At 55.0% G+C, this 14,467-nt stretch carries 10 protein-coding genes and 1 tRNA gene; 5 read left to right on the top strand and 6 right to left on the bottom strand.

Annotated features, from left to right (window positions below; genetic code table 11):
* Positions 1 to 16: 16 nt before the first annotated feature.
* Positions 17 to 2,260 carry a S9 family peptidase gene (locus ACAW75_RS01380; protein WP_370726867.1) on the bottom strand — a complete coding sequence of 748 codons (2,244 nt, stop codon included), beginning with the start codon at positions 2,258 to 2,260 and terminating at the stop codon, positions 17 to 19.
* A 193-nt stretch (positions 2,261 to 2,453) separates the two neighbouring features.
* Here ACAW75_RS01380 and accC point away from each other — a divergent pair, with 193 nt between their 5' ends.
* Positions 2,454 to 3,947, top strand: a complete 1,494-nt coding sequence (gene accC, locus ACAW75_RS01385; protein ID WP_370726868.1) for an acetyl-CoA carboxylase biotin carboxylase subunit — start codon at positions 2,454 to 2,456, stop codon at positions 3,945 to 3,947.
* An 81-nt stretch (positions 3,948 to 4,028) separates the two neighbouring features.
* On the opposite strand, the gene ACAW75_RS01390 is transcribed toward accC, so the two are convergent.
* From ACAW75_RS01390 to ACAW75_RS01405, 4 genes are all read right to left on the bottom strand, one after another.
* Positions 4,029 to 5,426, bottom strand: coding sequence for a mercuric reductase (locus ACAW75_RS01390; protein WP_370726869.1), 1,398 nt, complete (start codon positions 5,424 to 5,426; stop codon positions 4,029 to 4,031).
* 27 nt (positions 5,427 to 5,453) lie between these two features.
* On the bottom strand, positions 5,454 to 5,951 hold the full coding sequence (locus tag ACAW75_RS01395; protein WP_370726870.1) for a DUF4126 domain-containing protein: 498 nt from the start codon (positions 5,949 to 5,951) through the stop codon (positions 5,454 to 5,456).
* A gap of 201 nt (positions 5,952 to 6,152) precedes the next feature.
* On the bottom strand, positions 6,153 to 7,043 hold the full coding sequence (locus ACAW75_RS01400; protein WP_370726871.1) for an FKBP-type peptidyl-prolyl cis-trans isomerase: 891 nt from the start codon (positions 7,041 to 7,043) through the stop codon (positions 6,153 to 6,155).
* Positions 7,044 to 7,130: 87 nt separating this feature from the next.
* Positions 7,131 to 8,207: an MBL fold metallo-hydrolase gene (locus ACAW75_RS01405; RefSeq protein ID WP_370726872.1), complete on the bottom strand. Its 1,077-nt coding sequence runs from the start codon at positions 8,205 to 8,207 to the stop codon at positions 7,131 to 7,133.
* A gap of 45 nt (positions 8,208 to 8,252) precedes the next feature.
* Between ACAW75_RS01405 and ACAW75_RS01410 the strand changes: the two genes are divergently transcribed.
* The 4 genes from ACAW75_RS01410 (at position 8,253) to ACAW75_RS01425 (ending at position 13,924) form a co-directional block, all read left to right on the top strand.
* Positions 8,253 to 8,921 (top strand): NUDIX hydrolase, encoded by a 669-nt coding sequence (locus tag ACAW75_RS01410; RefSeq protein ID WP_370726873.1) that lies wholly within the window; start codon positions 8,253 to 8,255, stop codon positions 8,919 to 8,921.
* Between the two features lie 108 nt (positions 8,922 to 9,029).
* A tRNA-Arg gene (locus tag ACAW75_RS01415) sits at positions 9,030 to 9,101 on the top strand.
* Positions 9,102 to 9,540: 439 nt separating this feature from the next.
* Entirely contained in the window at positions 9,541 to 11,211 is a 1,671-nt protein-coding gene (locus tag ACAW75_RS01420; RefSeq protein WP_370726874.1) for a sulfatase family protein, read from the top strand.
* 511 nt (positions 11,212 to 11,722) lie between these two features.
* Positions 11,723 to 13,924 carry a TonB-dependent receptor gene (locus tag ACAW75_RS01425; protein ID WP_370726875.1) on the top strand — a complete coding sequence of 734 codons (2,202 nt, stop codon included), beginning with the start codon at positions 11,723 to 11,725 and terminating at the stop codon, positions 13,922 to 13,924.
* A gap of 33 nt (positions 13,925 to 13,957) precedes the next feature.
* Here ACAW75_RS01425 and ACAW75_RS01430 read toward each other — a convergent pair whose 3' ends face one another.
* A complete protein-coding gene (locus tag ACAW75_RS01430) occupies positions 13,958 to 14,371 on the bottom strand; it encodes an EamA family transporter (RefSeq protein WP_370726876.1) in 414 nt (137 codons plus the stop codon).
* Positions 14,372 to 14,467: the final 96 nt, after the last annotated feature.

Below are 14,467 nucleotides of genomic sequence, written 5' to 3' on the forward strand. Positions count from 1 at the left end.
CGCCAAGTCTCTTACCTTATCGAACGATGTTGTCCCCTTTCAGATGCTCGTTCAGGTAATCCATGTATTGCTGGTAGAGCAGTACGTAAGTCGTTGAGCTATACGCTACGCCGTGGGCGCCGGGTGGGTAAATACGCAGATCAGCGTCTTTTCCGGCATCTTCCAGCGCGTTCATCAATTGAAAGGTGTTGCGTACGTGTACGTTTTCGTCCATCGTTGAGTGGGCGATAAACATCTTGCCCGCCAGATTCTTAGCGTAGGTCGTCACCGCGCTTTTCTGATACGCCGCGTCGTTTTCAGGCACCAGCCCCATGTACCGCTCCGTGTAGATGCTGTCGTACAGCCGCCAGTCGGTGACGGGTGCGCCCACGAGTGCCACTTTGAACACGCCGGGGTGGGTCAGCATGGTGTAGCTGCTCATGTAGCCGCCGTAGCTATGCCCGCGAATGGCCATCCGCGCCCCATCGACCCACGGCAGCGTAGCCAGGTATTGGGCCGTTTCGGCGAAATCCAGGCTTTCGTAATAGCCCAGCTTTTCGTAGACCATCTTCTCGAACTGGCTGCCGTAACCGCCGCTTCCCCGGTTGTTTACGCCCACCACTACGTACCCCTGCTGCGCCAGGTATTGATGCCAGGGTTGCGCCTGCCAGTCGTTATATACCGATTGCGAACCCGGCCCGCCGTAGATATCAATGACCACCGGATAGCGTCTGGCTGGCTGAAAATCGGTTGGCTTGATGATCGAAATGTCGATTTTCTGACCGTCTTTGGTCGTGAACGAGCTTAGTTCCTTAGGTGAATAGGTATTGGTACTCACATACTCTTTCACGCGGGCATTGTCTTCCAGCGTCTTCACCAGGTTGCCTTTCACGTCGCGCAGGTCAACCTGCGTGGGCGTCTGCACGTTCGAGTAACGGTCGATGAAATACTGCCCGTTGTCCGACATGTTGATCGTATGGCGACCGGCAGGTGTTGTCAACCGCTTTTTATTTTTACCGTCGGTATCCACTACGTAGAGCTGCCGTTCCAGCGGCGAGGCTTCGGTCGACGTGAAATACACCTTTTTCGCCTTCGGATCGATGTGCTGAATGGTCGACACCTCGAAGCTGCCCTTCGTGACCTGATTCAGCAGTTTTCCGGCATAATCATAGCGATACAGGTGCGCCCAGCCGTCGCGTTCCGATACCCAGTAGAACTCATTCACGCCCTGCGGAAACTCGAACAGGTGATTCACACCCGCGAAGAAATCAAACACATCGACCCAGGTTTTCGAGGTCTCGGTCATGATCACTTTAGCATCGCCGGTGCGGGCGTTGGCCATGTACAGGTTCAGTTCGTTCTGCTTCCGGTTCAGATGCACCAGCGCCAGTTGCCCTTCCTGCGACGTCCAGTAAATGCGGGGAATATAGCCCGGCGTGGATTCGCCCTGCTGGCCTTCCACGTTCATGAACGCCGTTTTACCGTTGGCAATCTCGATAGCGCCAATCCGCACGCTCGGATTTTGGTCACCCACGCGGGGATACGGCAATGAATCGTAGGTTTCGCGGAAGCCCTGGTAATTCGTGAGGCGGTAGATGGGTACGTTCCGTTCGTCAGACTGCCAGAAGGCAATGAACTTACTGTCGGGCGACCAGGCCCAGGCTTGTGCCAACCCGAATTCCTCTTCGTAGGCCCAGCCGAAACGGCCATTGTAGACAGCCGCTTTCGCGTCTCCAGTCAGTTGCGTTTCTTTCTGCGTGGCGAAATCGAACACGAACAGATTGCCGCCGCGTTCGTACCCTACCTGCTTGCCATCGGGCGAGAGTTCGGCGGTTTGCGCATCTTTGGCAACCAACTTCAGCACCTTATCGGCCAAACTGTAGACGTAGTAATCCGATATGCCCGACCGGCGATAGACCGGCCGGAAATTGGTCTGAAAGAACAGGTTCTTCGAGTCGTTCGACCATTGAAACGACTCGAAATCGAACGTTTTTCCGCTGCCTGGAAATTTCATGGTTTTGCCATCGAAGAGCACCGTTTCGCTCTTGTCAGCGGGCGAGAACACCTTGATTACCCCTGCCCGGTCGAGGAACGAGAAGCGTGTGCCACCATCGATCCAGTTCACCGATCGTGGCCCGTTCGCGCCCGCCAGCTGACCGCCGGATCGAATGGCCTGTTGCAGATCGGCGTAACGCGCTTTGGGCGTTTGTGCGACAGATGGCGTACCCACTGGCGTTGCAGCGGCCAGAAAAAGCCAGAGTATGTGTTTATTGATGGACATAGAGCAAAGTTACTTTCCTCGACATTACTTTCTTAAAGTTACTGCTCAGAGAAGCCAATCGTACTCATTTAATGGTTAAAGTTGCAGTGCAGATTCGGATGTCAACTGTTGCTTCGCGCTTGCGCATCTGGCTTCGCGTGCGGGCCCTTCGACACGAAAGCAATACACCCGACAAAAACGACCTTTACCCCCTATGAAAATTAATAAACTGCTTGTTGCCAATCGCGGCGAAATAGCCCTTCGTGTCATGCGTACCGCTCGCGAAATGGGCATCAGAACCGTGGCTATCTACTCGGAGGCCGACCGCAATGCCTTGCACGTTCGCTACGCTGATGAAGCCGTTTGCGTGGGGCCTCCCCCATCGGCGCAGTCGTATTTGCGGGGCGACGCCATCATCGAGGTGTGCCGGAAACTGGGCGTCGATGCCATTCATCCGGGTTACGGGTTCCTGTCAGAAAACGCCAATTTTGCTCGTCAGGTACGGGAAGCGGGCCTGATTTTCGTTGGCCCTTCGCCCGAAAGTATCGAGGTGATGGGCAGCAAGCTGGCCGCTAAAGCCGCCGTATCGGGCTATAACATCCCGATGGTGCCCGGAACGCCCGACGCCATCGATGACCGCGAAGAAGCCAAAGTCATCTCGGCCAACATTGGTTATCCCATTCTGATCAAAGCCAGCGCGGGTGGCGGCGGAAAAGGCATGCGGGTCGTGGAAAAGGAAGCCGACTTCGACGAGCAGATGGACCGCGCCGTGAGTGAGGCCGTTTCGTCGTTCGGCGATGGGTCGGTGTTCATCGAAAAATACGTCACCTCGCCCCGCCACGTTGAAATTCAGGTATTGGGCGACCAGCACGGTAACATCATTCACCTCTTCGAGCGCGAATGTTCGGTGCAGCGGCGACACCAGAAAGTGGTGGAAGAAGCCCCATCGGCCATTCTAACGCCCGACATCCGGGAAGCGATGGGGCAGGCGGCGGTTGATGTGGCGCGGGCGTGTGGCTACTACGGAGCCGGCACGGTGGAGTTCATCGTCGATGCGAACCTGAACTTCTACTTCCTCGAAATGAACACCCGCCTCCAGGTAGAGCACCCGGTCACTGAACTGATTACGGGCGTCGATCTGGTGGAGCAGATGATCTACATCGCCGAAGGCAAAGCGTTGACGATCAAACAGGAAGACCTGAAACTAAAAGGCCACGCCGTGGAGGTACGTGTCTATGCCGAAGACCCCGCCAACAATTTCCTGCCCGACGTAGGTACGCTGGACACCTACGTTCGGCCACAAGGCAACGGCGTGCGCGTCGATGATGGGTTCGAGCAGGGCATGGCGATTCCAATTTATTATGACCCGATGATTGCCAAGCTGATCACGTATGGCAATGACCGCGAAGCCGCGATTCAGAAGATGATCCGGGCAATTGGTGAGTACCAGATCACGGGTGTACAAACCACGCTGCCGTTCTGCAAATTCGTAATGGAACATGATGCGTTCCGTTCCGGCCAGTTCGATACGGGTTTCGTCGCCAATTACTTCACACCCGAGGTGCTGAAAACCGAAGCCGACCCGCAGGAAATCGAACTGGCGGCCGTGCTGGCAACGTACCTGCTGGATAAGCAGAAGCCACAGGCCCCCGCCCTTCAGACACAGACCGCGTCAACAAGCCGCTGGCGCGAACGGCGGATGGGGTAATGGATTAGTTGATCGGTTGCTGTATTGCTTCGCGAGTCGGGCCCTTCGACTCGCGAAGCAATACAGCAACCGATCACAAACTTACTCCACCCTGCTGAACACATTATTGAGCGCTTCGGCCAGGGTAGGGTGCGCAAAGATGGCGTCGCGGAGGCGTGGGTACGTCAGGTTACCCATCATCGCGATCTGGAGCATGGTCATTACCTCGCCGCCTTCCATCCCCAAAATCGCCGCGCCCAGAATCTGGTCAGTATCGGCGTCGATAATCACTTTCATCAGGCCCTGGGTACGTTCCGTTTCAATGGCCCGCGCCACACTCGACATGGGCATCGACGCCACTTTAATCGATTTCCCCTGTTCGCGCGCTTCGGTTTCGCTCAGACCAACCCGGCCCAGTTGCGGATCGGTGAAGATCGTATAGGGCACCGGCCGACCGGCAATTGACACGTTGCCTCCTTGGAGCAGGTTCTGCTTCACTACCCGGTAATCGTCGTACGAAATGTGGGTAAACGCCGGGCCGCCTTTGATGTCGCCCAACGCATAGACACCCGGCTGACTGGTCTCCAGCCGGTCATTGACCTGAATGAAGCCGTGTTCATCAGTTGCTATGCCAGCCGCCGCCAGGTTAAGCGCGGCGGTGTTGGGCGTGGTGCCGGTCACGACCAGCAAATGCGTGCCGGTCAACGCAAGGGGGCGTTCCTCCGTTTTCAAGGTCAGCGTAACGCCGCCATCGGCACTTTTACTCACCTGGCCGACAGTGGTGTTGGTCATCACCCGCACGCCTTCGTCCTCCAGGATTTTCGTCAGTTCGTCGGCAATGTCTTTGTCTTCGCGGGAAAGCAGTTGATCACCCCGCTCAATGATGGTCACCTCGCTACCAAACCGACGAAACATCTGGCTGAATTCAACGCCGATGTAGCCTCCACCCAGAATCAGCAGGTGCCTGGGTAGCTCGGTCGCGTCCATCAGTTCTGTCGATGTTAGCCAGGGCACAGTGTCCAGGCCGGGCAGGTCGGGCTTTTTGGGATGTGTGCCGCAGTCGATAAAGATGTGGGGGGCGGTCAGCTTTCGTTCGCCGCCATCGGGCAGTTTTACCGCCACTTCGCTGGGGCCCATAAACCGGGCTTCGCCCTGAATGAACGTCAGGTTTTCGGTTTCGGCGAATGAATCGCTTATTCCTTTCCTGAACTTGTCGACCACGTTGTTTTTCCGATCAATGACCGCCTTGAAATTGACCTTTACGCTGGCCGTTTCAATACCGTATTCGGCGGCGCGGCGGGCCTGAAAAGCCATTTCGGCCGATGCCAGCAGCGTTTTGGTCGGTGTGCAGCCATAGTTGATGCAGGACCCTCCTACATGATTCCGCTCAATGATTGCGGTGCGCCAGCCTTTTTCGGCCAGTGCCGTCGACAGCGGTTTACCCGATTGCCCAACGCCGATAATCACGGCATCGAATTGCTCGGAAGATGAATCGTTCATAAGGGTGCGGCGAAAGAATCAGGTACGTTAGTAAGCCAGGTAGCCAGTGGGTTTAATGCCATCTACAATGGCCAGGCCGGCCGTGGCCACCAGGGCATCTTCGGCCAGGGCGCCAAGTGTGTCGGGTAAGCCCAGATCATGATCGAGCCAGCGGCGGAGATTGAAGAACAGCAACGTACCTGCCACGGCCCCCAGACCCCCAAGAACAGCGCCAATCGGCATTTTCTGCCCTTCTACCTCACTAACGACCGCCCCGCAGGCAGCACCCATCCCGATACGGGCTATAAACTGCGGCGGCGACGTGCGGTTGGGTGCGCTGGGTAACTTATCGCCCAGCAGTTCGCCACCGGCCAGTGCAGTAAGAACTTTCGTTGTTGCGGGCTGCGCCAGGTATTGCAGCAGGTGTTTCGGGTCTTCATTCGGAATAACCTGCGACAGTTTACGACTTAAAAGGGCCGGGGCCGACATGGCGCGCATGCCAGCAATGAAACCGATCTGCAATGACCGGAGATAGGATTTGTTCATACCGTTGGTTACCTGGAAGCTGTCAGATGATCGGGTGGCGGAACTGGTTCTGCCCATTCGCCACCCTGTTTGCCAAACCAGTAAAACCGGAAATAGTTAAGAAAGGCTATTCTCCAAAGACAGACCAATACGCACTGGTTAATAAACATAAAAGCCCTCCAGCTTCCTGGAGGGCTTTTATGCTAAAGGAACCCGACGGTTTTATTTAGCCGAAACAACTTCTACCGTAAACGCCAGCGGCGAATAGGGCGGAATGGCCACGTTGCCCACTGCATCATACTTGATGGTGGTGCCGTATCCTAATGAAGAAGGAAACACAATAACCCCTTTCTCCCCAACCCTAAACGATTTCAGACCGGTTTCAAATCCGGGAATGAAGCTGCTACGGCCCAGTGGTACATCGAGTGTTTTGCCACCCCCGTCGTCAAACGGCTTTGTAGCCCGCAACAGGCTACCCGAATACTTGACCGTCACGGTTTGTCCATCAATCAGTTGTGCCCCGATAGGGTTCAGCGTTGTTTTGATAACCCGTAGCCCGTTCGTCTGCATTTCAGAAACGGTGTACTTGTTGCGTTCAATAAAATTCTCGATCTGCTGATCTTCCGACCGGGCGCGGTTAAGCGTCACATCGAACCGAACGGGCGTATTGGCGGGCAGTTTGTTGCCAACGGCTGCTTCAGTACCAAACGCGGCGTATGACGGGATTAGGAAGATGGCTTTTTCGCCTTCGCGTACCTTCGCAAAACCGGCCTCCAGGCCAGGCAACATCGCATTCAGCCCAAACGGGAAATAAATAGCGGTATCGCGGGCGGCTATATCGATCACGGTGCCGTCGAGTTTGGCGATCGTGTATTTGAACTCCAGCTCATCGGCCTGAGCAGGCAGTTTCCCCGTCGGATTGGCCTGCGTAATCACATACCGGACGCCATAGGCTGTCTCGCTCACGGCCAGGCCGTTTTTCCGGGCATAGACGCCAATCGCTGTGGTATCATTAACAAACGTATCCTGCGTAGGATCGACGTAATTATCCTTGCAGGATGTAAAGGAGATGGCTATGGCAGCGGCGATAAACGCCAGACTCAGTTTACGCATTGTTTTTTGAATTGATGCCTGAGGAGCGACATCCTAAGTGAACTATATACCAGTACCCCAATTTTTAAAAGAACGTTGGAATGGGGGCTAAAAATTTACACTTTCGCCATTTTTTAGCGCTCTGAACCGCTCGAAATCAACTTTTTGGCTGGTCAGCGCTTTTTTAAGATCGGTCACGGGTTCGCCTTCCCCATCATCGGCCAGCGGAAACGTGCCGAAATGAATGGCTACACTCTGTTGCGAACGTACGTCCTGATGAATCAGCACGGCTTCGGCCGGATTTACGTGCACCGGCGACATGAACCAGTTTGGCTTATAGGCGCCGATCGGGATCAGCGCCAGCCGGAGCGGACCAAACTGCTTGCCAATGGCTTTGAAATGGGGTCCGTAGCCTGAATCGCCCGCAAAATACAGTTTCCCAGCGGCCTTATTGTCGATAACGTACCCAGCCCACAACGTCGCGTCGCGGTCGAACATACCACGGCCCGAGAAATGTTGCGCCGGAACGCAGTGCACGGTTGTCTGTTCATTGATCGGCACGGCTTGCTGCCAGTCCATCTCGGTAACATTAGTCACCCCCTCCTCGTCCAGAAAGGCTTTGACACCCAGCGGGCAAATGATTCGGGGCTTGTCGCGGGCGGCCAGCTTTTTCACCGTCCCAATTTCAAGGTGGTCCCAATGATTATGGCTGAGGAGCAGCACGTCTATTTTGGGCAGATCCCCGAAGCGAATGCCCGGCGGACAGCTACGGGCCGGGCCAGCGAAGGAGAACGGGCTAACGCGATCTTCGTAGATCGGGTCGGTCAGCACATTCAGGCCGTCGAATTGCAACAACATGGTCGAATGGTTCACATACGTCACGCGTACGGGCGATGCGCCCGTTGAATCGGCACCAGCCGGTACCTGTGCATCAGGTACGTTGCCAACGGGGTCGTTGTGGTAAGCAGGCCAGGGTTCGGTGATGTCGTGATTCAGCTGCCAGCGAATAACATCGGCCAGGCCACGCGGCTGTGGGGCACCGGGTGTAAAGAACGTTTTACCGTTGAAATGGTCAGAAACAGGCCCTTTGTAGTGCGGAGCCGAGATCAGGTACCCAATGAGCAGGGCTACCAGAAAAAACACAACCAGAACGACCAACAGGCCAATGAGTATCTTTGAGAGCATAATGTATAGCTAGGCGCAGGTAACGGCGTCTGTTGAATCAATACTATGGAACAGTTAGAAGACGCCCCGAAATTCAAATTCTGGAAAAAGCAGCTCGAACTCAACGGCCTGACCATCCACAAAATTAGCGATCATTTCATCCGCCGTCGTCATAATGGTGAAGTTCTCTTCGCCATGCTCACCGTCGACGCCGATACGCCCGAAGGCGACAAGATTCCGCCCGTTTGTTTCCTGAAAGGGCACGCCGCTTCGGTGCTCGTCTGTCTGATTGATGACAAGACCGGCGAGAAGTTCGTAGTCCTTGTCCGGCAGCGCCGCATCTCCGATGGGTCCCAAACCTACGAACACCCCGCCGGTATGGTCGACGTTGACGATGACCCGACTGATACGGCTGCCCGCGAAGTAGGCGAAGAAATTGGCCTGCAAATCACCCCGGATGAGCTGACGAAGTTAAATCCGAGGCTATGGTACCCCAGCACCGGCACCAGCGACGAAGCCATGCATTATTATTTTGTGGAGAAGACCATGTCGCGCGACGAAATCATGCGGTTTCACCTTCAGAAGATGGACAGCGAGTCTGAATTAGAGCGCATTACCTCCGTTATTGCCACCATCCCGGAGGCGCACAAGCTGGTGAACAATGTGAACGGGCTGCTGATTCACTACCTGTATCTGCAAAAAGTGGGCGACTACGATACGATGAAACTACTGTAGAAAGTGGGCACGTTGCTGGTTTTTCAAACTTGCACTTGCGCTTAACCCGGCAGAACCGCTATATTTGCACTCCCAAACAGGCCCATCGGCTCGCTTGGGCTTGTACCTGCTTCCGTAGTTCAATGGATAGAATTTCGGTTTCCGGTACCGACGATAGGGGTTCGAATCCCTTCGGGAGCACATTTTAAGTATTCATCCGAATACAAAAACACACGAAAACGCTAACTGTCAACAGGTTAGCGTTTTTTGTTTAACACTGAGGTGCTTCATAACGGGACGAGTTCATGCCCAAAGACCCTACTCCAACGCCCTGGACGACTTCCCATTGGTCAGGAAACGCGCCCGGTGGTGAAAAAATTCGACAACTACGCGCAGGATCAATAGAGGTGACCTGCTCTCTACACTTCAGAGTCGCGCTTCCAGCAGAATAAGGATTAAGACAGCGATTACAACGGGGAACTGATTGGCTGACATTCCGGGCGCAACACGCACTTCCGGCAGAACAGGGGGCGCAGGCAATTAGCAACTGGCCCACGCTGGCTTTGTCTTGATACGGTACTACTGCCTCTTGTGTTCACCCTCGTTTCACGCTTGCCAAAGAACTTACTCGCACTCGATCATGCAATTCACTTTCCTGCCTAACTGGTTAAAAGGGATGGGTATTTTAGGGCTGCTCCTGTCGGTCGCGACGACGTTTTCGCCAGAGGCAGAAAACGGCGCTCCACCCGCCCGGCCCAATATTATTTTCATTATTTCAGACGACCACACGTCCCAGGCCATTGGTGCCTACGGTAGTAAGCTGGCTAAAACCCCGAACATTGACCGGATAGCGCGCGAAGGAGCCATTCTCTACAACAATGTCGTAGCCAATTCAATCTGCGGTCCTAGCCGGGCTACCTTGCTGACCGGCCAGTTTTCGCACAGGAACGGCTATAAGTTCAATGAGAAGGTTTTTGACATCAATCAGCCGGTCTTTTCTGAAGAGTTGCAGAAGAATGGCTACCAAACCGCCTGGGTCGGCAAAATGCATCTGGGTAGCCTGCCCCACGGCTTCGATTACCTGAATGTTCTGCCGGGCCACGGTAGTTATTACAATTCCGATTTCGTCGACTCCAATAACAAAACGACGCGCCATCCTGGGTACGTTACCGATGTGGTAACGAGCCTGTCTACCAACTGGTTGGCCCATCGGGACCCGTCGAAACCGTTTTTTCTGGTCGTTGGCCATAAAGCAACGCACCGCGAGTGGATGCCCGCTATCGAGGATCTAGGCGCGTATGATACCGTTACGTTCCCGATCCCATCTACGTTCTACGATACGTATGCGGGGCGTGTGGCGGCCCAAAAGCAGGATATGAGCATTGAAAAAACAATGATCCTGACATCTGACCTGAAAGTACACGCCGACTATGGGCTTGACGAAGCAAAGCTGACAACAGAGCGAGCTGCGTTGAAGAAGACACGCTACAACGATGCACCAACTACCGCCGCCCAGGAGAAACAGTTGGATGCATCTGTGCGGGACGGTGCCTATCGCCGCCTCGACCCTGAGCAGAAAAAAGCGTTTTCGAGCTACTACGCGAAGATCAGTAAGGAATTTGACGATAAAAAGCTGTCGGGCAAGGCGTTGACCGAATGGAAATTCCAGCGCTACTTAAAAGATTATTTAGCGACCGCCAGGTCACTGGACCGCAACATCGGCAAGCTGCTCGACTACCTGGACCAAACCGGGCTGGCCCAAAATACGGTCGTCGTATACACTTCCGATCAGGGCTTTTATCTGGGCGAACATGGCTGGTTCGATAAGCGCTGGATTTACGAGGAATCGCTCAAAACGCCGTTTGTCATTCGGTATCCGGGCGTCATTACCCCGGGCAGTCAGGTCAGGCAGGTTGTCTCGAACGTCGACTGGGCACCGACATTGCTTAACCTGGCAGGAACGGCCGTTCCCGCCTATATGCAGGGGGAATCGTTCCTACCCTTACTGACCGGGGGAAAGAAACCCTGGCGGAACGATGCCTATTATCACTACTATGAATATCCGCAGCCGCACCATGTCTCGCCCCATTTCGGGCTGCGTACCAGGCAATATACGCTGGCTCGTTTTTATGGTCCAGACGATTTTTGGGAGCTGTACGATATTCAGCAAGACCCGCAAAATAGGCGGAATTTATATGGCCGGAAGGGCTACGAGCGCGTAACCGCTTCGCTGAAAAAGCAGTTGAAGGAGCAAATTGTCAGGTATAAAGATGAGGAGGCGCTCAAGCTCTTCGAGAACAGCCCACAGTAGGCTACAGGGGTTGGTTTCGTACTCGTTCAACTGGCGGTTCCGGCCCCCATGCTTTCGATGGCCCTGCCCCGGCCACGACTTCCCCGCACTTCGGCCAGCGAACGGTTGGCCTGGCGGGCCACCTGCCCGCATAGTCAACCGGGAGATCGGCAACTGTTTCCATGCCGCCCGGGTTTGATCGTCAGGACAGATCCGCCCCTGGCCAACAGAGAGAAAAGGCGGCTTTTGTAGCAAAACGCCCAACAATGACAATGAAGTTGGCCATACGGAGTAACTCCGTCAAGCAATGAGTAGCCTGGTACGCTGTTAGCAGTCAATAAGCGAACGGGCCTCAGCGATCAATTCGGCTACCCGCCAGCGTCAACGGAGCGCCAGCAGCCATCCGCCTGGTTTAATGATCAATCCAGCGATGACAATACGCCAGCAATACCCGTTATGGTACGGTGGGCTGATCGTCCTTCAAATTTCCTTCATAATTGATGCCGAACCTTGGCGGCAAACATGATAACGTATGCGACACTGGATACTTCCTACGCTGCTGGTGCTGGTAGCGGCTTCATCGTATGGGCAAACAGCCCGCTTTATTCGCGTTGAAGACAGCTTAACGCGCGAACCGGTCATTGGCGCCACCATTCGAACACCCGCTGGCGTTAAACCGGTCATTGGGGCGGTTACCAATGCCAGCGGCGTAGCGGCGATGCTCAATGCACCAGCCAGCGTCACCGCGCTTACCGTAAGTGCCATCGGCTACGAAACAGAAACATTCCCGCTAACTACGGGCGGCGATACGCTCGTCTTTCAGCTCCACAGCCAGGACCAGTCGCTCGACGAAGTGACCGTTACGTCTACCCGTACCAACTCCCGGATTGATGACCTGCCCATTAAGGTTGACGTGCTGGGCCAGGAAGATATGGACGAAGAGAGTGCGGTGGTGCCGGGCAATATCAGCAGTATTCTGGGCGACATTTCCATCATCCATGTGCAACGTACCTCGGCCGTCAATGGCAATCAGGCTATTCGTATGCAGGGGCTTGATCCGAAATACACCCAGATCCTGCGCGATGGATTACCCCTCTACGAAGGGTTTTCGGGTAACCTGGGCGTGTTGCAGATCCCGCCGCTGGATCTAAAGCAGATCGAGGTAGTTAAAGGGTCTGTTTCGACCCTGTACGGCGGTGGCGCCATTGGCGGCATGATCAACATTGTGTCTAAAGCCCCTACCTCCGACGCCCCTGAATTCACGGCGCTGCTCAACCGATCGAATCTGAAAGAGACCAACCTGAATGCCTACTACGCGCAACGGTACGGCAAAACAGGACTGACGCTCTTTAGTGGCTACACCGATCAGCAGGCGGTCGACGTAACCGGCGATGGCTTCACGGACAGCCCCGAAATCAAGCAGTTTACGTTTCATCCCCGTTTTTTCTGGAAACCAACAGACCAGACCAAACTGGACATTGGGTACGCGTTTACCACCGAACACCGCGCCGGGGGGTATTTGCCCGCGCTGGAAGGGGCGCAGCCTACTGCCTACAAGAACGTTACCGACCTGCAACGGCATACGGTCGACTTCAACGCCAGCCACAACACCTCAGCCACCAATGCGCTGACGGTGAAAGGGGCGTTGAGTACGTTTCACCGGCAGAACACCGACTACCAGAAACTGTCGGACGGGCGGCAATCATCGGTTTACCTGGAAGGAAATGACCTGGTCCGTTTCGGGAAACACCAACTCATTGTGGGGGCGAACCTGACGGTCGAAGCCTTCAGAAAAAATCCCGACAGCACCCGACTGGTCGATTACACGTACAATACCGTGGGCGGATTTGTGCAGGACGACTGGCAGGCCGGCGAAAAAGTTGCGTTGCAGGCGGGGCTCCGATTCGACCACCATAATACGTTTGGCCGTTTCTTTCTTCCCCGGTTGTCGGTGAAACTGAAACCCGCCGAGCCCTGGACGGTGCGTCTGAGCGTCGGCACTGGCTACAAAACGCCTAACCTGTTTGTGAACCAAACACCCGGTGCGCCGAACGTAAGCCTGATTTTTCCCCGGCTGCTGCCAATCGATGTGGCTACGGTGAAAGCGGAACGATCTGTAGGCACCAACCTGGACGTTGCCTATGCCAAAAGTTTCGAGAACGGCTTCTCGGTACAGGTCGATCAGGCCTTTTATTACACCTTCGTCAATGCGCCGGTCGTGTCTGCCTTTTCCAGCCTGTCGGGCAATCTGGGCGCGTATACCCAGTTGATCAATGCGCCCTATGACCTGTATAGCGTTGGCACCGATACGTACGTGCGGCTCGAATACAAGGCGTATGAATTGTATTTCGGCTATAACCATACACTCGCCCGGCGCAATGGCCCCACGGATAATACGTACCTGCCCCTGGCCCCACAAGACAAGTTTTCGACAACGGTAGCCTGGGAAAATGACCATTTCCGGTTTGGCATCGAAACCAGTTACGTGGGCACACAGTACCTCTACAACAACCAGCCAGTGGCCAATTACTGGTTCTTTGCCGGCGCAGCCGAATACCACTACAACGACCATTGGCGGCTGGTGCTGAACGCTGAGAACCTGTTCAATATCAGGCAGGCGAACTACGAGACAGTGGTATCAGGGGCCAATCTGACTGTTCAGCCAACCTTCCGACCCATCTGGGCACCACTCGAAGGCCGGATCGTGAACATGGCCCTGAAATTCACGTTATGAGCAACCGGTCGCCATCAATACCAGGCTACAGGCTCAGAGAATCAATACCAGTGTACCGGCAATGATCAGGCAGGCTCCGATGGCCGCTTTCCAGGTCAGCGCTTCGCCCAGAAACACGACCGACAGAAGAATGGCGATGGCTACACTCAGCTTGTCGACGGGCGCTACCTGTGCGACTTTGCCCAGCTGCAACGCTTTGAAGTAGAATAGCCACGAGAGGCCAGTGGCAAGGCCTGACAAGCCCAGAAACAGCCAGTTCTGGCGACTGAGCGTGGGTATGGTGTCGATGCCGCCCCGCCAGAGCACCAGCCCCCAGGCAATGACCAGGATGACCACCGTTCGAATGGCGGTGGCCAGGTCTGTATTGACGCCCTTAATGCCAACTTTGGCCAGTACGGCTGTTAGCGCGGCAAACAAGGCCGAGAGTAAGGCATAGATCCACCACATAACTAAGTCGATTAAAAACAGATCACTTGTAAATTCGAGCAGGACAAAACTAGCTCCCAGCCACTAAGGGACGGGCCAGGTACGTTCCCTAGTGGC

The organism is Fibrella arboris (genome assembly GCF_041321095.1).
GTDB classification, from domain to species: domain Bacteria; phylum Bacteroidota; class Bacteroidia; order Cytophagales; family Spirosomataceae; genus Fibrella; species Fibrella arboris.

Bases quoted from the DNA above. Each gene is read 5' to 3' on its own strand.
- ACAW75_RS01380 (WP_370726867.1), bottom strand. From the start codon at position 2,260: ATGTCCATCAATAAACACATACTCTGGCTTTTTCTGGCCGCTGCAACG.
- accC (WP_370726868.1), top strand. From the start codon at position 2,454: ATGAAAATTAATAAACTGCTTGTTGCCAATCGCGGCGAAATAGCCCTT.
- ACAW75_RS01390 (WP_370726869.1), bottom strand. From the start codon at position 5,426: ATGAACGATTCATCTTCCGAGCAATTCGATGCCGTGATTATCGGCGTT.
- ACAW75_RS01395 (WP_370726870.1), bottom strand. From the start codon at position 5,951: ATGAACAAATCCTATCTCCGGTCATTGCAGATCGGTTTCATTGCTGGC.
- ACAW75_RS01400 (WP_370726871.1), bottom strand. From the start codon at position 7,043: ATGCGTAAACTGAGTCTGGCGTTTATCGCCGCTGCCATAGCCATCTCC.
- ACAW75_RS01405 (WP_370726872.1), bottom strand. From the start codon at position 8,207: ATGCTCTCAAAGATACTCATTGGCCTGTTGGTCGTTCTGGTTGTGTTT.
- ACAW75_RS01410 (WP_370726873.1), top strand. From the start codon at position 8,253: ATGGAACAGTTAGAAGACGCCCCGAAATTCAAATTCTGGAAAAAGCAG.
- ACAW75_RS01420 (WP_370726874.1), top strand. From the start codon at position 9,541: ATGCAATTCACTTTCCTGCCTAACTGGTTAAAAGGGATGGGTATTTTA.
- ACAW75_RS01425 (WP_370726875.1), top strand. From the start codon at position 11,723: ATGCGACACTGGATACTTCCTACGCTGCTGGTGCTGGTAGCGGCTTCA.
- ACAW75_RS01430 (WP_370726876.1), bottom strand. From the start codon at position 14,371: ATGTGGTGGATCTATGCCTTACTCTCGGCCTTGTTTGCCGCGCTAACA.